Raw genomic sequence first — 18313 nt, forward strand, 5'->3', positions numbered from 1 at the left:
GCAGCAAGAATGCCACCTTCAGCGCGCAATCTCAAAGTCTCCTTAACGCTCGCAGACCTCAGTCATTATGGTGCTGTCTTGTTCCAGAGTGCGGATGTCATTGACCTGGGCCTCTCCGGCTTCGGTCATCGGTACCAGCTCGGTGGTACTGCAGTTGAGCAGGTAGGTCTGATAGGTAACCTGATCGATGTGTTGTTTTTCAAAACGATACAGCACAAAGCGGACAATGGTGTCACCGTCCTGTTCGCGTTGAATCATGTTGTTCACATCGAGCACGGTAAAGGCGTTGACCATGGGGTAGGCCATGGTCCAGGGGCGCCAGACCTGGTTGGGGGATTCGGTTGAGACTACTACGGAACCGTCGGGTAGCTGCGCCTGCTTCAGTTCGAACCAGCCGTACTCAAAATTGACCTGGTAAGCCAGCATGCCCGCTCCGGCAAAAACCGGAATGATCCAGCGCGGCAGCTTTTTTCGGCTAATAAAACGAAGGAAGAGCCCGATGCCCGCAGCACCCAGACCCGATACTGCAATTGCGATGATATGCCATAACATGAAAGGTTTGCCCTGAAATAAAACGGGCCTCCAAATGGAAGCCCGTGAGTGAAACTGTATTCAATCAAGTGTACCGGTACCGACCTGCCAGTGAGGCGGGTCGGTGGTTATACACCGGGTGAATCAGTGACTGAGATGACTCGCAGCGCCAGCGCCTTTCGGATAGCGAACGCTTTCAACCAGTTCCTGAATTTCCTTCGGTGGTGCTTCAGTCGCATTGGATACGAGGAAGGCCACGCCGAAGTTGATCATAGCACCGACAGCCCCGAAGGACAGCGGTGAAATACCAAAGATCCAGTTGTCGGCGGTATTGGCCAGCATGTTGGTATCCGGAACGAAGAACCAGCCGAGGTAGGTGAAGATGTACAGCAGCGTGGACAACAGACCCGCCAGCATGCCAGCGATTGCACCCTTGTCGTTCATGCGGGTAGAGAAAATACCCATCATGATCGCGGGGAAGATCGAAGCAGCCGCAATACCGAATGCCAGTGCTACTGTCTGTGCCGCGAACCCGGGTGGGTTCAAACCCAGGAAGGTCGCCAGCAGAATGGCCCCGCCCATGGAGATCCGCGCGGCCAGCATTTCACCTTTTTCACTGATGTCCGGTTTGAGGGTTTTCTTGATCAAATCGTGACTGATGGCCGAGGAAATGGCCAGTAACAAACCGGCTGCGGTCGACAATGCGGCCGCAATACCGCCAGCCGCAATCAAGCCGATGACCCAGCCTGGTAAGTTGGCAATTTCAGGATTGGCCAGTACCAGAATGTCGTTGTTAACCGTCAGTTCATTGCCTGCCCAGCCACGTGATTCAGCGGTGCTCGCAAACTCAGGCGATGCATTGTAGAACTGAATGCGGCCATCGTTGTTCTGATCGTTGAAGTTTACCAGACCCGTTTCTTCCCAGCTGCGAATCCACTGTGGCCGCTCGTCATAAGTCAGCGCTGGTGCTTCGGCACCATCCGGGAAGACCGTGGTCAGCAGGTTAAGCCGTGCCATTGAGGCAACCGCAGGAGCGGTCAGGTACAGCAGGGCGATGAACACCAGCGCCCAGCCAGCAGACCAGCGCGCGTCAGCAACCTTGGGTACCGTGAAGAAGCGGATGATCACGTGCGGCAGGCCGGCAGTACCAATCATCAGCGACAGGGTAAACAGCACCATGTTCAGCTTGTTGGAAACGTCGGCGGTGTAGTCTCTAAAGCCCAGCTCACGAACCACTTCATCCAGCTTGGCCAGCAATGGCATGCCAGATTGGCTGTGCTCGCTGAACAGACCAAACATCGGAATCGGGTTGCCGGTCAGTTGCAGTGAGATAAAGATCGCCGGAATGGTGTAAGCGATGATCAGCACCACATACTGTGCTACCTGAGTGTAGGTAATGCCTTTCATACCACCGAATACCGCGTAGAAGAACACGATAACCGCTGCAATCCAGATACCCGCTGTGCTGCTCACTTCCAGGAAGCGCGAGAAGGCAACGCCGGCACCGGTCATCTGACCGATAACGTAGGTTACCGAGGCGACAATCAGACAGACAACGGCCACCAGACGCGCCTTGCTGCTGTAGAAACGGTCACCAATAAAGTCGGGTACCGTGAACTTGCCGAACTTGCGCAGGTAGGGCGCCAGCAGCATGGCCAGTAATACGTAACCGCCGGTCCAGCCCATCAGGAAGGTGGAGTTGGCGTAACCGCCAGCGGCAATCAGGCCAGCCATGGAGATAAAAGACGCGGCAGACATCCAGTCGGCCGCCGTCGCCATACCATTTGTGACCGGGTTGATGCCGCCACCGGCGACGTAGAACTCTTTGGTCGAGGATGCCCGCGCCCATATCGCAATACCGATATAGAGCGCAAAAGAGCCGCCGACAAAGATCAGGTTAATTGCAAATTGACTCATCTGCCTTACTCCCCGAGATCGAATTTTTTATCGAGTTTGTTCATCTTCCAGGCGTAGAAGAAGATCAGAACGATAAAGCTGAGAATTGAACCCTGTTGAGCAAACCAGAAGCCAAGATCGGTGCCGCCGAATTGAATTCCGGCCAGTAACGGACGGAACAGAATGGCACAACCGTAGGACACAAAAGCCCAGACGATCAGACAACCCAGAATCAATCTCAGGTTGGCCGACCAGTACTGCGCCGCTGGGGATTTTTCATCACTCATGATGTGTACTCCGTCTTATTGTTGTTGAACTAGCTAAAGAGTGCGCGGTGTTCTTAAGAAAACCCACGGTCTATGTTGCATAATTGCGGTGTCCATTGAAAAGCCAGACTTTAGTCGCATGGGAGGGGGCCGCTACGAGCTGCGAGCTTTGAGCGGAAAGTTCAGTGCTGGGACGAGCCGTGCCTGGTTGGTCTTTTCCGGTACAATGGTGGCACATTCCCGGCCAATGCTGATCATGCCTGTAACTGCTTTCGACCGCCTTGCCTGCCCATTGGATGGCCAGCCACTTACCCGCCAGCTTCACGCCTGGCAGTGCCCGCAGGGGCACAGTTTCGATATTGCCCGCCAGGGTTATGTGCATTTGTTGCCGGTTCAGCAGAAACGATCGAAAGACCCGGGGGATAGCAAGGCCATGGTGGCTGCCCGGCAACGGTTTCTGAATGCCGGTTATTACCAATGTATAGCCGATGCACTCAATGAAGCTGTTTTGCCGGAAATGGCCAGTGGAGCTGCCTGTCTGGACGCTGGCTGTGGTGAGGGCTATTACCTGCGGCAGCTTGGCCAGGCGGTGCCGGAAGGCATCGATATGCAGGTGATTGGGCTGGATGTGTCCAAATGGGCCGTGCTGTCGGCCGCCAAACAGGACCCGGCCCCAAGCTGGGTTGTGGGCACCAATGCCCACATTCCCGTACCCGACAGCAGCCTCGACCGGGTGCTGTGTGTGTTCGGGTTTCCGGTCTATGACGAGTTTGCCCGGATTCTTGGGCCAGCGGGGCGGCTAGTTATGGTCGACCCGGGGCCGGACCATCTGCGTGAACTGAGAGATATCATCTACCCGACTATCACTGAGCGACCTGCGGGAGCGCGCGCTGTGCCCGAATCGTTTCAGGTGGTAAGCCGGGAAACCGTGTGCGAAACGATTGTGCTGGAGGATGCCTCCAGTATTGAGGATTTGCTGGCGATGACACCGCACCTGTACCGGGCGCCTGCTGAAGGCCTGGCCAGAGCCGCCGAGCTGACCCGGTTGCAACTGACACTCGATGTCCGAATTCAGGTGCTGGAACTCACAGAACAGACATAAAAACTCAAGTGTTGGAGTTCAGGTTGGCTGTATCGCCTAGAGCCCGCGACGGATGGCACGGCTGCTCCTGCGGGGGCGCCGTGAATACCTCCATGTAGGCTTAACTTCGGCATCCATGCCTCAGATACCCCCGCATGAGCAGCCGTGCCACCCGTCGCTCGTATTGCGAGAACTCCGAAACTTGAGATAAAAAAACCCGGCCTGGGCCGGGTTGATTCGATCACGCTGTCGCGAACAGGGTCTGTTTACAGCACCAGTCGGCGAATGTCGCTCAGTACCTCGGTCAGGTAGGTAGCAAACTTGGCCGCATCGGCTCCGTTCACCGCCCGGTGATCGTAAGACAACGACAGCGGCGTAAAGGTACGCGGCACAAACTCCTTGCCGGTCCAGTGCGGTTTCACCTGGTTCTTGGAGACACCGAGGATCGCCACTTCAGGTGCATTCACAATAGGCGTGAACGCCGTACCGCCCAATCCACCGAGGCTGGATATGGTAAAGCAGCCACCGCGCATCTCGTCAGACTTCACCTTGCCATCACGACCGCGCTTGGCGTAGTCGATGATTTCTTCGGCTATCTGCCAGATCGACTTTTTGTCGGCATCGCGGATCACCGGCACGATCAAGCCGTTCGGCGTATCCACGGCGATGCCGATGTGCACGTAATGCTTCTGCACGATACGCTTGCCATCGGCCATCAGCGAGACGTTGAAGTTCGGAAACTCCAGCAGGGCCGAGGCACAGGCTTTCACGATAAACGCCAGCGGACTGATCTTAATGCCGCGTTTTTCCATTTCGCCTTTCAACGACTGACGGAAGGCTTCGGTATCGGTCACATCGGCTTCGTCGAACTGGGTCACGTGCGGCACGTTCAGCCAGTTGCGCGCCATGTTCTGGGCCGTAATCTGCTGAATTCGGGTCAGGTCTTTAACCTCGACTTCACCGAACTTGCTGAAATCCTGATCCGGAACTTTTGGAATACCGGCACCGCCAGCAGCCTGAGCGGGCTCTTGCACACGCTTTTTGACCCAGGCAGCGACGTCGTCTTTAACGATGCGGCCTTTGGGTCCGGAACCGGGTACCAGCCCCAGGTCGACGCCAAACTCACGGCCTAGCTTGCGTACCGCAGGGCCAGCATGCACGGTTTTGGACGGGCGTACCGGGTCGTTGTCGTGTGCGGTTGCCAGGGTGGCCGGTTGTTCTTCGCCAGCGGCTTTGGGCGCCGGAGCGTCTGGCTTGGCCGGTTTGTCGTCGGTTTTTGCCGATGACGCTTCACCACTGCTGACTTTCAGTTTCAACAACGGCGTGCCTTCACTGACCTTGTCGCCCGTTTTGACCAGCACTTCGACCACTTCGCCAGCTTCCAGGGCAGGCACTTCCATGCTCGCCTTGTCGGTTTCCAGAACGACCATGGGGTCATCAACGGCCAGTTTGTCGCCGGGTTTGACGGAGACTTCGATGACATCAACTTCAGACGCATCGCCAATATCGGGCGTGTTGACGGTGATTACGCTGTCTTTTCCGCCACCAGAAGAGGCCGGTGCAGCGGATTTTTCAGTCTTGTCGTCACTGTCCTGGCTACCATTGGACTGCGACGATTCAGCACCGCCCGCCGACTTCACTTCCACCAGCACACTGCCTTCTTTGACCTGGTCGCCTTCCTTGACCTTGATCGAGACCACTTCACCGGCGACATCAGACGGCACTTCCATGCTCGCCTTGTCGGATTCCAGCACCACGATGGGGTCGTCGACCTCGATGGTATCGCCGACTTTGACGTTGATTTCGATAACGCCGGCATCATCCATGCCGATGTCCGGCACCTTCACGGAAACGACACCACCACCGCTTTTTGCGGCCGCTTTGGGGGCTTCTTGTGCAGCGGGCTGATCGGCCTTGGCGTCGTCAGCTTTGCTGTCTTTCGAATCGTCGCTCGCACTGGCTTTATCGTTTGAACTGTCGCCTTCGCCTTCAATTTCCAGGTACAGAATCTCGTCGCCTTCTTTAAGGCTATCGCCTTCTTTGACTTTTACCTGTGTCACTTTACCGGCTTTGGGCGACGGCACATCCATGGAGGCCTTGTCCGACTCCAGCACGATCAGGGTATCGTCTTCACTGACGGTATCCCCGGCTTTGACGCTGACCTCAATGACCGAGGCCTCGTCCATTCCCAGATCGGGAACCTTAATGATTTCAGTTGCCATGCTTGACTCCTAAATCCGCTCGTATCCTGTACCCGATCAAGACAGCGCCGGGTTGGGTTTGTTGGGGTCGAGGTTGTACTGTTTCAGCGCTTTGGTGACTTCTTTCGCATCAACAGTGCCTTCTTCCGCGAGGGCGTTCAGAGCGGCGACAACGATCCAGTAACGGTCGACTTCAAAGAAGTGACGCAATTTCTGGCGCGAGTCACTGCGGCCAAAGCCGTCGGTACCCAGCACGTGGTAGCTGTGCGGAACCCACTTACGGATCTGGTTGGCGTAGTTTTTCATGTAATCGCTGGCAGCGATCACCGGGCCACGGCGGTTTTCCAGCATCTCGGTCACGTAAGGCTTCTGCTTGTCGCGTTCCGGATGCAGCATGTTGTCACGGTCGGTATTCAGACCATCGCGGGTCAGTTCGTTGTAGCTGGTCACCGCCCAAACATCAGCCTGAATGCCGTAGTCATCACGCAGCATAGTGGCGGCAGCGCGCACTTCCTGCAAGATGGAACCGGAACCAAACAACTGAACGGCTTTTTTGCCTTTCTTGACGCCATCTTCAAGCAGGTACATGCCGCGTTTGATGCCATCGACCATCGACTCATCGAGGCCCGGGTTGTGGTAGTTCTCGTTCAGGGTGGTGATGTAGTAGAAGACGTTTTCCTGATCTTCAACCATGCGCTTCATGCCTTCCTGTACGATCGTCACCAGCTCATAGCCATAGGTGCAGTCGTAAGTGACGCAGTTCGGTATGGTACCGGCCAGAATATGGCTGTGGCCATCCTGGTGCTGCAGGCCTTCGCCGTTCAGGGTGGTACGGCCCGAGGTGGCACCGATCAGGAAGCCACGCGCCTGCAGGTCACCCGCCGCCCAGGACAAATCGCCCACGCGCTGGAAACCGAACATCGAATAATAGATGTAGAACGGAATCAGCTGACGGTTATAGGTGCTGTATGCGGTTGCCGCGGCCAGCCAGGAGCTGAAAGCACCGCTTTCGTTGATGCCTTCCTGCAGGATCTGGCCTTTAACGTCTTCCTTGTACCACATCACCTGGCCTTTATCCTGAGGGATGTACAGCTGGCCGTTGGGTGAATAGATCCCGAACTGACGGAACAAGCCTTCCATACCAAAGGTACGGGCTTCATCGGGCACAATTGGCACGATGCGGTCGCCGATGTTCTTGTCTTTCATCAGCGTTGAGATCAACCGCACGAAGGTCATGGTGGTCGAGATTTCACGATCACCGCTGTCTTTGGTCAGCGCTTCGAACGATTCCAGCGATGGCACTTTCAACTGCTCTTTGGCGGTCTGGCGACGCATTGGAATGTAGCCGCCCAGATCGTTGCGGTGCTTGCGAATATACTGCATTTCCGGGCTGTTTTCGTCCGGACGGTAGAACGGAATCTTGCCCGCTTCCAGCTCTTCATCGGAAATGGGTACACCACAACGGTCGCGGAAAGTTTTCAGGTCGTCAACGCTCAGCTTCTTCAGCGAGTGCGTGGCGTTCTTGCCTTCACCGGCTTCGATGCCATAGCCCTTAACGGTGTGCGCCAGGATGACTGTTGGCTGACCGTTGTTGTCGTTAACAGCACGATCGAAGGCCGAGTAGACCTTGTATGGGTCGTGACCGCCGCGGTTCATGCGGTAGATGTCGTCGTCGCTCATATCCTTGACCATCTCGGCCAATTCCGGATATTTGCCGAAGAAATGTTCGCGGGTGTAGGCACCACCATGCGATTTAAACGCCTGCAGTTCGCCATCGACGACTTCGTCCATGCGTTTCTGCAACAGGCCCTTGCTGTCTTTGGCGAACAGCTTGTCCCACTGACGACCCCAGACGACTTTGATCACGTTCCAGCCAGCACCGCGGAACATGCCTTCCAGTTCCTGGATGATCTTGCCGTTCCCGCGAACCGGCCCGTCAAGACGCTGCAGGTTGCAGTTGATGACAAAGTTCAGGTTGTCGAGGTGCTCGCGACCGGCCAGGGAAATGGCACCCAGTGATTCCGGCTCGTCAGTTTCACCATCACCCAGGAAAGCCCAAACCTTGCCACCTTTGTCGATTTCACCGCGGTTTTCCAGGTAACGCATGACGTGCGCCTGGTAAATCGCCTGAATCGGGCCCAGACCCATGGAGACGGTCGGGAACTGCCAGTAATCCGGCATCAGCCATGGGTGCGGGTAGGAAGACAGCCCCTTGCCATCGACTTCACGACGGAAGTTGTCGAGCTGATCTTCACTCAGACGGCCTTCAACGAATGAACGAGCGTAGATGCCCGGTGAGATATGACCCTGGAAATAGATCATGTCCCCCGGGTGGGTGTCGGTCGGCGCACGCCAGAAATGGTTAAAACCCATGTCGTAGAGGGTGGCGGAAGACTGAAAGCTGGAGATGTGACCACCCAGTTCATCACCGCTCTTGTTGGCGCGAATGACCATGGCGATGGCATTCCAACGGATCATAGCGCGAATTTTACGCTCCATGTCGTTGTCACCCGGGTACTTGGGTTCTTCGTCCAGCGTGATGGTGTTGCGAAATGGCGTGTTCAGCGCAAAGGGTACATCCGGACCACCTTTGGTGATGTTGTCGGACAAGCGCTTGAGCAGGAACTGTGCGCGGTCATTGCCTTCTTCACGCATAACCGATGCCAGGGCATCAAGCCATTCCTGCGTTTCAATCGGATCAATATCGTGTGCCATAAAGTTCAGACCTCTTCCCCTATGGGTTGAATCATCAGAGTAGATTCACAAGTTGCGAACCGGTGTGATAAGCACCTGTCCGTTTTAAAAAGATGGTGTAACTCTAGCTTGTTATTTCAGTTTGGTGTCGTATCAGCGTGATTTTGCATTCTGGCGAAATTTCGCTTTTTGCCAACCCTGAAACAACAAACGGCAGCCAGAGGGCTGCCGTCTTGGATTGTCGCTTCAGATGATCATAGCGATCGTGGCTGCCCTTTTTACAGGATATTCCCAACGCTGACAATCTTAAGAGTATTGGTGCCGCCATGCACACCCTGATGATCGCCGTAGCTAAGCAGCACCAGATCGCCGTCCTTGACAATGCCGCGATGTTTCAATTCATCGACTGCGCGCCTGTTCACCTGCTCGATCGGGCCAGCGGAGACATCAAAGGCAATGGCTTCGACACCCCGGTACAGGGCGCACTTGCGCTGGGTCAGTGGCTGGCGGGTCATGGCATAAATCGGCATGCCGGAGCTGATGCGTGACATCCAGCGCGGTGTCGAGCCCGATTCAGTCATACAGACAATGGCTTTGACGCCCTTCAGATGGTTGGCGGTGTACATCACCGACATCGCGATGGCTTCATCGACGCGGTGGAACTCTGTGTTCACCCGATGGCGTGATTGAGTGGTCAGCGGGTGCTTCTCGGCACCCAGGCAAACGTCGTTCATCGCCTTCACGGTTTCAACCGGGTAATCACCGGCGGCGGTTTCAGCGGAACACATAACGGCATCGGTGCCGTCCAGTACCGCGTTCGCCACGTCGAACACTTCCGCCCGGGTCGGGAACGGGTTGTCGATCATCGACTCCATCATCTGGGTGGCGGTGATCACAACGCGGTCCAGCGTACGAGCCCGTTTGATGATGTGTTTTTGCACGCTGATCAGCGCCGGGTCGCCAATTTCCACGCCCAGATCGCCACGCGCCACCATTACCACATCCGATGCCAGAATGATGCGGTCGAGGTTGTCGTGATCCAGTACGGCTTCGGCACGTTCCAGCTTGGCTACGATTTCGGCGGTTGAACCCGCTTCGGCCAGTAACTGGCGGGCTTCGTTCATGTCTTCAGCGTTGCGCGGAAATGACACGGCGATGTAATCAACGCCGATGGCGGCGGCCGTCTTGATGTCCGCCTTGTCTTTTTCCGTCAGTGCTTTGGCCGACAAGCCGCCGCCCAGCTTGTTAATGCCCTTATTGTTCGATAAGGGGCCACCCTGGGTCACAATGGTGTGAACGGCATTGCCCTCCACCTTTTCGACTTGGACTCTGACCCTGCCGTCATCAAGCAAGTAAATGTCGCCGGGTTTGCTGTCGGCGGCCAGCTCCGGGTAGTCGATGCCAACCCGGGTAGAATCACCGGCGTTTTTGTCAAAATCAACATCCAGAATGAAAGGCTGACCGTCTTCCAGCTGGACCTTGGTGTCCTTGAAGCGAGCAATTCGAATTTTCGGGCCTTGCAGGTCGCCGAGAATACCCACATGCAGACCGTGCTTTTGCGCAATGGCGTGAACTTCATCGGCACGGCGCTTGTGATCTTCCGGGCTGCCGTGTGAAAAGTTTAGACGAACGACATTGGCGCCCGCCAGTATCAACTTTTCAAGCACACCGTCGCGATCGGTGGCCGGGCCCAGTGTGGTGACGATTTTGGTACGTCTCATGGTATCTCTGATCTCTTGTTGTCGGGTCTGGCTGTGTCAGACGGAACTGCTGTTAAGGCGCTTCTGAACCATCCCCCGAAGGCAGGGTTCAGAAGCGCCTTAGATCTTCACATACAGAAAAAGCCCGGATAAACCGGGCTTTTCTGGGAACTCACTTGGCGTTCATCAATGCAACGGTGCTGTCCAGCATGCGGTTGGAGAAGCCCCATTCGTTGTCATACCAGGACATCACCTTGACCAGACGACCCTGAACGCGCGTTTGAGTCGCGTCGAAGATCGAGCTGAAGCTGTTGTGGTTATAGTCTGAAGACACCAGCGGCTCAACGTTTACATCAAGTACCTTGGCCAGGTTTTTATCGGCGGCGATGGCATCAGTGATGGCTTTGTTGATGTCGTCTGCTGTCACATCCTTGCTGGCGGTGAAAGTCAGGTCAACCAGCGACACGTTGGCAGTCGGTACGCGTACGGCCATACCATCGAACTTGCCTTCCAGGGCCGGAACAATTTTACCCACCAACGCAGCCGCGCCGGTCTTGGTCGGGATCATGTTCAGCGCGGCGGCGCGGGCGCGGTACAGGTCTGAGTGATAAACATCGCTCAGGCGCTGATCGTTGGTGTAGGAGTGAATCGTGGTCATCAAACCACTTTCAATGCCAACGGCGTCGCTCAGCACCTTGGCGACCGGGGCCAGGCAGTTGGTGGTGCAGGAGGCGTTGGAAATCACCGTCATGTCGCTGGTTAGAACGCTGTCGTTCACACCGAATACCACGGTGGCATCCACGTCCTTGCCCGGTGCAGAGATGATCACCTTCTTGGCACCGGCGGTAATGTGCTTGCTGGCGCTGGCTTTGTCGACGAACAGACCGGTGCACTCGTACACCACATCAATGTTCAGTTTGCTCCACGGCAGGTCGGCCGGGTTACGCTCGGAGAAGATGCTGATCTTGTCGCCGTTGACGTACAGGGCTTCGTTGTCTGAAGTCACCTCGAAACCGAAGCGGCCATGCACGGTGTCGTACTTGGTCAGGTGTGCATTGGTGTTGGAATCACCCAGGTCGTTGATGGCAACGATCTCGATCGGGTAGTCCTTGCCAGCCTGGTTGGCTTCATACAAAGCGCGCAGAACATTGCGGCCGATGCGGCCATAACCATTAATAGCAACGCGGATCTTGGACATGGTGTGCTCCTTAGCGTTAATGAGGCGGTTTTGGGGCCACCGCCGGATTTATTGGAATTTTGTGGCCGGTCGAAGCCAGGCGTCCCGGGACGCTATTGCATGGCCCGACCGGACCAGGACAGGCACTCTCGTACTCTCGAGCGACTGGCTGAATTCATTGTCTGGTCTGTTTACCGTGTCACGGCAGTACGGCACGGTTCGCTGATCACCCAGTCTAGTGGGAGAGTTGCGGTGTAGCTAACTTTCATAGTTATACAACAAAACGCGCGTATTCTGCCAGCATCCGGTCTGTTTTCACAGTTATTTGTAGTTTTATTACATGTTTGGCGGTGCGAAACCGACGTCAGATCGGCATAAAGGGGGCGTCGCTGGCACGCAACGACACCAAAACGAAAGTACCAGGTGGGCTATTCGCTGTCGGGCGACTTGAAGCGGGTATCGGCCAGGGCAGCCTTGATGCGTTTCAGATGACTCTGGAATTCAGGGCCGTGTTTGAGGATAACGCCAGTGGCAAGTACGTCGATGATGGTCAGATGCACAATGCGCGAGGTCATGGGGGTATAGATGTCGGTATTCTCCGGGCTGTCGACGCCAAGCAGAATATGGCTCTCTTCTGACAGTGGCGTGTGCGGCTGGGTGATGGTGATCACCGTGGCACCGGATTCACGCGCGATGCGGGCGGTCTCCACCAGCGCTATGGTGCGGCCGGTATTGGAGATAATGATGACCACATCACCGGGTTTGGTGGCGGCCGCGGCCATGCGTTGTTGCAACACATCGATATAGGCAACACAGGGCGTGTTTAGCCGGAACAGCTTGTGCTGGGCATCCATGGCCACGCTGCCGGAAGCGCCAAGGCCGTAGATTTCAATACGCCGGGCCTGGGCCAGGGCGTCGACGGTGCGGCTGAGCGCGTTGGGGTCGATGGAGCGCTTGGCGTCGCTGATGGCGCTCATCGTCGCCTCGAAAATCTTGCTGCTGTACTCCTCAACGTTGTCGCTGGATTCAACATTGCGATTGACGTAGGGCGTACCTGTGGCCAGGCACTGAGCCAGTTTTAGCTTGAAATCGGGAAAGCCGGTGCAGTCGAGGCTGCGGCAGAAGCGATTGACGGTTGGTTCCGAGACGTTGGCGGCTTTGGCGAGGCTGGCAATGCTGGAGCGAATCGCTTTGTTCGGATCTTCAAGGATGACATTGGCCACCTTGCGCTCGCTTTTGCTCAGGCAGCTCGGGTTGGACTTGAGACGCTCCAGAATGTTTACAGACATGAACAGACAATCCTTGGTTGATTGCTTGGGGTGCTGCAGCCGCGCCAACCCCCAGGGTTGAGTGTTCGCGATTGTAGGGAATTCAACCCGCTGGCGAAAGCACACTGTGTGACTATCTTCTCTGGGGAGCCACACCAGCCGCTGAAAATGTCACCATTGCGACCTATTATGGTCGCTACTCACATTGTTGTAAAATTACAAATATGGGCGACATGGGGCTTTATTTCCCGTAAAATTGAAAATAAATTACAACACGGTGAGCGTGCCCGGGTGATATTCCCGGGTGTTTAGGCCACCGGAATGGCATTTGACCTGGAGTGATCTATGCAACACAACACGACCTGCTACCCTTGCAACGTCGTCATTTTCGGCGGCAATGGCGATCTGGCCATACGCAAATTGTTACCCGCGCTGTATAACCTCGATCGTGGTGGTTACTTGTGCGAGGGCACTCAGGTCATCGGCGCTTCCCGGACTGACCTCGGCCGTGATGGCTACATCGAGATGGTCCGCCAGGGCATCGATGAGTTCGGCGATCCGGACTGCTGGGATGAAGCCGTCTGGGAGCGGTTTAAAGCCCGTCTCAATTACGTCGCTGTCGACGCGCGCAACCTCGACAGCTTCAAGCTGCTGAAAAAAGCATTGGGCAAATCCTTTACCCAGAACGACACCGTCTATTATATGTCGACCGCGCCGGACTTTTTCGGCGACATAACCGACAACCTAGCATCAGCAGGATTGGTGAGTGACCGTACGCGCGTCGTCATGGAAAAGCCCATTGGCAAAAGCCTGGAATCTTCCAAGACGATTAACGACTCTGTTGCTCGCTCGTTCGCCGAGAAAAACATCTACCGGATCGACCATTACCTCGGCAAGGAAACCGTGCAGAATCTGCTCGCGGTGCGCTTTGCCAATGCGTTGTTCGAACCGGTTTGGACCAACGCACACATCGATAACGTGCAGATCACCGTGGCGGAAACCGTGGGCGTGGAAGGCCGCTGGGGTTATTACGACGACTCCGGCGCGCTGCGCGACATGATTCAGAACCATTTGCTGCAGCTGCTCAGCCTGGTGGCCATGGGGGTGCCGGTGTCGCTGGATGCCGAAGCGGTGCGGGCAGAAAAGCTCAAGGTGCTTAAATCGCTGAAGAAAATGTCGGTCGACCGGGTACGGCGCAATACCGTGCGGGCGCAATACACAGCCGGCAATATGGATGGCCGTAAAGTCCCGGGTTATAAAGAAGAAGAGGGCGGTGTGCCCGGCTCACAAACCGAGACCTTTATTGCCATTCGTGCCGACATTCATAACTGGCGCTGGCGCGGTGTGCCATTTTACTTGCGTACCGGCAAGCGGTTGCCCACCCGGTACAGTGAAATTGTGATTCAATTCAAGGACGTGCCGCATTCCATTTTCCCGGGAACGGCCAATATGAGTCCGAACAAGCTGGTGATTCGATTGCAGCCGGAAGAATCTATCCAGCTGTATATGATGAACAAGTTGCCGGGCCTGGGCGAGGGGATGGAAGTAACCCCGGTGACCTTGAACCTGACGCTGCCCGACCGCATCGCGGATTCGCGGGTGCCCGAAGCCTATGAACGCCTGATTCTGGATGTGATTCGCGGCAATTCGACTTTGTTCGTACACCGCGATGAAGTCGAAGCGGCCTGGGTCTGGGCCGATGCCATTCTGGACAGCTGGGCAACAGAAACGGTGGACCCTCATGCCTACCCGGCCGGAAGCTGGGGCCCGCAGGCGGCGTTTGAACTGGTGGCGCGCGATGGTCGCAGCTGGCACGAAACGAACTAAGGAGTCTGGACAATGACCATGACACAACACGACTTTGACAGCCGGGAAGCCCTGACAGAAGCCCTGGCCGGTGAGATTCTTACCCGGCTAAAAGCCGACATCGACGCGAACGGCGAAGCCGGGTTGGCGGTATCGGGCGGGCGCACGCCCGTGGCCCTGTTTCAGACGCTGAGCCAGGCCGACCTCGACTGGCGCAAGGTGACCATAACCCTGGTGGATGAACGCTGGGTAGAACCCGATCATGACGACAGTAATGAAAAGCTGGTGCGAACGCATTTGTTGCAAAACAAGGCCGCAGATGCGCGTTTTATAGCGCATAAGACTGCCGCAGAGTCGCCATTCGAAGCCGAGTCGGAACTGAACAAGGCGCTGGCTGTTTTACCGGATGTGCTCACCGTTACCGTGCTGGGTATGGGCGAAGATGGCCACACCGCCTCTTTCTTTCCGGGGGCTGATACACTCGATAAAGCCCTCGATACTGAACAGCACAGCGATTGCTGTGCGGTCGTCCCAAAAACAGCGCCGCACCCGCGCATGACGCTGACACTGCCACGTATTTTGCGCAGTGAATGGATCGTATTGCACCTGACCGGCGACGGTAAAAAACCCGTGCTTGAAGCCGCGCTCGGTGACGGGCCGGTTACCGAGTTGCCGGTGCGTAGCGTGCTTAACCAAAACCAGACACCGGTGTCGGTGTACTGGGCCGAATAAGGGTCGTTGGAAGTGGCACCGGGACACTGTTGATGACCACCGTCGCGTAACCGGGATGGTCGATTAACTGGTCTTTAGCCACTTTCAAAACTGGAGTTGACTATGAACACTGAATTGAACCGCGTCACTGAACGCATCATCGAACGCAGTCGCGCCTCGCGCCAGTTGTATCTGTCGCGCATGAAACACGCAGGCGATAACATTCCGGACCGCAAGCAGCTCAGCTGCGGCAATCTGGCCCATGGCTTTGCCGCCTGCACGGAAACCGAGAAAAACACCATCAAGATGATGAACGCCGCCAACCTCGGCATCGTCACCGCCTACAACGACATGCTCAGTGCGCATCATCCGTACGAGCGTTTTCCGGGCATCATCAAGGCCGCTGCCCGCGAAATGGGCTGTACGGCGCAGGTTGCGGGTGGCACCCCGGCGATGTGCGACGGCGTGACTCAGGGTCAGCCGGGCATGGAACTGAGCCTGTTTAGCCGCGACAACATTGCCATGTCGGCTGGCATTGGCCTGTCACACAACATGTTTGATGCGGCATTGTATCTGGGTGTCTGCGATAAGATCGTACCGGGCCTGGTGATGGGCGCTTTGCGCTTTGGCTATTTGCCCACGGTGTTTGTACCGGCAGGCCCTATGCCATCCGGTTTGCCCAACAGCGAAAAAGCCCGTGTTCGGCAGGAATATGCGCAGGGCAAGGTCGGGCGCGATGCGTTGCTGCAAGCTGAATCAGATTCCTATCACAGTGCCGGTACCTGTACCTTTTACGGCACCGCCAACACTAACCAGATGCTGATGGAATTCATGGGCCTGCATTTGCCTGGCAGCAGTTTTGTTAATCCGGAAAACAGCATGCGCGATGCGCTGACCCGTGAAGCCACACAGCAGGCGGTGCGCATCACCAAGCAGAACGGTCAGTACACACCGCTCTATGATGTGCTTACCGAGAAAGCCTTTGTTAATGGTTTGGTTGGGTTGCTCAGCACGGGTGGTTCCACCAATCTGACCATTCACCTGATCGCCATGGCACGCGCCGCCGGTATTATTCTGACCTGGGAAGATTTCTCTGATCTGTCTCGTGCAGTGCCGTCGCTGGCGAAGGTGTATCCCAACGGTATGGCCGACGTGAACCACTTCCATGCCGCCGGTGGCCTTGGCTATCTGATCGGTGAACTGCTCGACGGTGGCTTGCTGCACGATGATGTCAACACCATCATGGGACAGGGCTTGCGCAACTACACGCTAGAACCTTTTCAGGAAGGCGATGAGATCGTGTTCAAACCGGGCGCTGGCAAGTCGCTCAATGAAGACATCGTTCGCCCGGTCAGTAACCCGTTCAGCCCTGAAGGTGGCCTGCATGTTATTAAAGGCAACCTGGGCACCGGCGTTATTAAAGTATCCGCCGTAAAAAAAGAGCATCAGCACATTGAAGCCCCGGCGGTCATCTTTGAGAGCCAACACGATTTGCAGGCGGCGTTTGAGGCTGGCGATCTGAACAGAGATTGTGTGGTTGTAGTTCGCTTTCAGGGGCCAAAAGCCAACGGCATGCCCGAATTGCATAAACTGACTCCGCCACTTGGCGTGTTGCAGGATGAAGGCTACAAGGTGGCGCTGGTTACCGACGGCCGCATGAGTGGCGCCTCCGGCAAGGTGCCCGCCGCGATTCATCTCTCGCCAGAGGCCAGTGAGGGCGGTCCGCTTGCTCGCGTTCAGCCCGGCGACATGATTAAACTCAACGCCCATACCGGTGAGTTGAACATTCAAGTCGACCCGGCTGAATTCGCCGCGCGCACCCCGGTGTTGGGTGATCTTTCGGCCAATCAGTTCGGCGTGGGCCGAGAGCTCTTTGGCCATATGCGCAGTGCGGTCAGCACCGCAGAAGAGGGTGCAACCGTATTCCGGTTTGAAGATTCCGAGGTAAGCAATGGTTGAATACGGACTGGTCGCTGACATTGGCGGCACCAATGCACGCTTTGCTCTGGCACCGATCAAGCATTTCGATCCTCTGGTCGGGTTGCCTCTAACCGAGCAGGATCTGGTCGCCGTGGCTGCGCTGAATGGCGCCGAATACGAGACCATAGCCGATGCGATTCTGGCCTATCTGGCAGGACCGGCATCCGGTTACGACCGGCCTCAACACTCGGTGATGGCGATCGCCTGTCCAACAGATCAGGACCAGATCACCATGACCAACCATACCTGGTCGTTCAAAGTCAGCGAGCTGAAAGCCACGCTCGGTTTTGAAACCCTGGTGTTTGTGAACGACTACAACGCCCTGGCCAATGCCATCCCCCAGCTCGGCAGCGATGGCCTGGTGAAAGTTGGGCGTGGCGAAGCCGTACAGGGTTTGCCGATGGCAGTGACCGGCCCGGGAACCGGTCTTGGCCTGGCGGGCCTGGCTTTTGGCGAATGCGGTCCGGTGACTTTGCAGGCTGAAGGAGGGCATGCTCACTTCGCGCCCACCGATGACGTCGAAATTGGCATCCTGAGTTACCTGCTTACCAAATATGAACGGGTATCGATTGAGCGACTGGTGTCAGGTATGGGTATCGAGAACATATACCAGGCGCTGTGTCATCTGCGCGGCGTGGCGGCAGAAAGCCTGAAAGCACCCGATATTTCGGCGCGTGCACTGGATAAAACCAATGCTCTGTGCGAAGAAACACTGGCTCGTTTTTGCGCCATTTTGGGCAGCTATGCCGGTGATGTTGCGCTGACACTGGGCGCCAAAGGGGGAGTGTATATTTCTGGCGGCATCGTACCGCGGTTTCTGACTTATTTTCAGGCCAGCCAGTTCCGCTCCCGGTTCGAGGCCAAAGGTCGGTTAAGTGGCTTTAACCAGCCGATTCCCACTTACGTCGTCGTTGCCAGACAGCCCGGTTTACTGGGGTCGGCAGCGGTATTGAATCATCGATTGAATAAAGTAACCGCCTGACCGGTACACAACACCGGAAT

Annotated in this window: 13 protein-coding genes; 5 read left to right on the forward strand and 8 right to left on the reverse strand. The window is 56.3% G+C overall.

Annotated features, from left to right (window positions below; all coding sequences use genetic code 11):
• Positions 1-42: 42 nt before the first annotated feature.
• From WEB54_RS00580 to WEB54_RS00590, 3 genes are all read right to left on the reverse strand, one after another.
• A complete protein-coding gene (locus tag WEB54_RS00580; RefSeq protein WP_368052704.1) occupies positions 43-552 on the reverse strand; it encodes a hypothetical protein in 510 nt (169 codons plus the stop codon).
• 123 nt (positions 553-675) lie between these two features.
• Positions 676-2448, reverse strand: a complete 1773-nt coding sequence (locus WEB54_RS00585) for a sodium:solute symporter family protein (RefSeq protein ID WP_368052705.1) — start codon at positions 2446-2448, stop codon at positions 676-678.
• Positions 2449-2453: 5 nt separating this feature from the next.
• Positions 2454-2714 (reverse strand): DUF4212 domain-containing protein, encoded by a 261-nt coding sequence (locus WEB54_RS00590; RefSeq protein WP_368052706.1) that lies wholly within the window; start codon positions 2712-2714, stop codon positions 2454-2456.
• A 235-nt stretch (positions 2715-2949) separates the two neighbouring features.
• On the opposite strand from WEB54_RS00590, the gene WEB54_RS00595 reads away from it, so the two are divergent.
• The gene (locus WEB54_RS00595) at positions 2950-3795 is read left to right on the forward strand and encodes a putative RNA methyltransferase (protein ID WP_368052707.1); all 846 of its coding nucleotides are present in this window, start codon (positions 2950-2952) and stop codon (positions 3793-3795) included.
• A gap of 245 nt (positions 3796-4040) precedes the next feature.
• On the opposite strand, the gene aceF is transcribed toward WEB54_RS00595, so the two are convergent.
• From aceF to hexR, 5 genes are all read right to left on the reverse strand, one after another.
• Positions 4041-5996 carry a pyruvate dehydrogenase complex dihydrolipoyllysine-residue acetyltransferase gene (gene aceF / locus WEB54_RS00600; RefSeq protein WP_368052708.1) on the reverse strand — a complete coding sequence of 652 codons (1956 nt, stop codon included), beginning with the start codon at positions 5994-5996 and terminating at the stop codon, positions 4041-4043.
• A gap of 36 nt (positions 5997-6032) precedes the next feature.
• Positions 6033-8690, reverse strand: coding sequence for a pyruvate dehydrogenase (acetyl-transferring), homodimeric type (gene aceE, locus WEB54_RS00605; protein ID WP_368052709.1), 2658 nt, complete (start codon positions 8688-8690; stop codon positions 6033-6035).
• Positions 8691-8947: 257 nt separating this feature from the next.
• Positions 8948-10390, reverse strand: coding sequence for a pyruvate kinase (gene pyk / locus WEB54_RS00610; RefSeq protein WP_368052710.1), 1443 nt, complete (start codon positions 10388-10390; stop codon positions 8948-8950).
• 151 nt (positions 10391-10541) lie between these two features.
• Complete coding sequence (gene gap, locus WEB54_RS00615) at positions 10542-11567, reverse strand: type I glyceraldehyde-3-phosphate dehydrogenase (RefSeq protein ID WP_368052711.1); 1026 nt, start codon at positions 11565-11567, stop codon at positions 10542-10544.
• A 407-nt stretch (positions 11568-11974) separates the two neighbouring features.
• Positions 11975-12835 (reverse strand): transcriptional regulator HexR, encoded by an 861-nt coding sequence (gene hexR, locus WEB54_RS00620; RefSeq protein WP_028670392.1) that lies wholly within the window; start codon positions 12833-12835, stop codon positions 11975-11977.
• 324 nt (positions 12836-13159) lie between these two features.
• Here hexR and zwf point away from each other — a divergent pair, with 324 nt between their 5' ends.
• From zwf to glk, 4 genes are all read left to right on the forward strand, one after another.
• Entirely contained in the window at positions 13160-14641 is a 1482-nt protein-coding gene (zwf, locus tag WEB54_RS00625) for a glucose-6-phosphate dehydrogenase (protein WP_368052712.1), read from the forward strand.
• A 12-nt stretch (positions 14642-14653) separates the two neighbouring features.
• Positions 14654-15352, forward strand: coding sequence for a 6-phosphogluconolactonase (pgl, locus tag WEB54_RS00630; RefSeq protein ID WP_368052713.1), 699 nt, complete (start codon positions 14654-14656; stop codon positions 15350-15352).
• Positions 15353-15454: 102 nt separating this feature from the next.
• Complete coding sequence (gene edd / locus WEB54_RS00635) at positions 15455-17290, forward strand: phosphogluconate dehydratase (RefSeq protein ID WP_368052714.1); 1836 nt, start codon at positions 15455-15457, stop codon at positions 17288-17290.
• Positions 17283-18293: a glucokinase gene (gene glk, locus WEB54_RS00640; RefSeq protein ID WP_368052715.1), complete on the forward strand. Its 1011-nt coding sequence runs from the start codon at positions 17283-17285 to the stop codon at positions 18291-18293. Before edd ends, glk begins: the two co-directional genes overlap by 8 nt.
• The last annotated feature ends 20 nt before the right edge of the window (positions 18294-18313 follow it).

The sequence above is a fragment of the Saccharospirillum sp. genome (genome assembly GCF_040881935.1).
Classification (GTDB): Bacteria; Pseudomonadota; Gammaproteobacteria; order Pseudomonadales; family Natronospirillaceae; genus Saccharospirillum.

Coding starts and splice junctions, on each gene's coding strand:
- aceE (WP_368052709.1), bottom strand. CDS start 8,690: ATGGCACACGATATTGATCCGATTGAAACGCAGGAATGGCTTGATGCC.
- pgl (WP_368052713.1), top strand. CDS start 14,654: ATGACCATGACACAACACGACTTTGACAGCCGGGAAGCCCTGACAGAA.
- zwf (WP_368052712.1), top strand. CDS start 13,160: ATGCAACACAACACGACCTGCTACCCTTGCAACGTCGTCATTTTCGGC.
- WEB54_RS00580 (WP_368052704.1), bottom strand. CDS start 552: ATGTTATGGCATATCATCGCAATTGCAGTATCGGGTCTGGGTGCTGCG.
- aceF (WP_368052708.1), bottom strand. CDS start 5,996: ATGGCAACTGAAATCATTAAGGTTCCCGATCTGGGAATGGACGAGGCC.
- glk (WP_368052715.1), top strand. CDS start 17,283: ATGGTTGAATACGGACTGGTCGCTGACATTGGCGGCACCAATGCACGC.
- hexR (WP_028670392.1), bottom strand. CDS start 12,835: ATGTCTGTAAACATTCTGGAGCGTCTCAAGTCCAACCCGAGCTGCCTG.
- edd (WP_368052714.1), top strand. CDS start 15,455: ATGAACACTGAATTGAACCGCGTCACTGAACGCATCATCGAACGCAGT.
- WEB54_RS00585 (WP_368052705.1), bottom strand. CDS start 2,448: ATGAGTCAATTTGCAATTAACCTGATCTTTGTCGGCGGCTCTTTTGCG.
- pyk (WP_368052710.1), bottom strand. CDS start 10,390: ATGAGACGTACCAAAATCGTCACCACACTGGGCCCGGCCACCGATCGC.
- WEB54_RS00590 (WP_368052706.1), bottom strand. CDS start 2,714: ATGAGTGATGAAAAATCCCCAGCGGCGCAGTACTGGTCGGCCAACCTG.
- WEB54_RS00595 (WP_368052707.1), top strand. CDS start 2,950: ATGCCTGTAACTGCTTTCGACCGCCTTGCCTGCCCATTGGATGGCCAG.
- gap (WP_368052711.1), bottom strand. CDS start 11,567: ATGTCCAAGATCCGCGTTGCTATTAATGGTTATGGCCGCATCGGCCGC.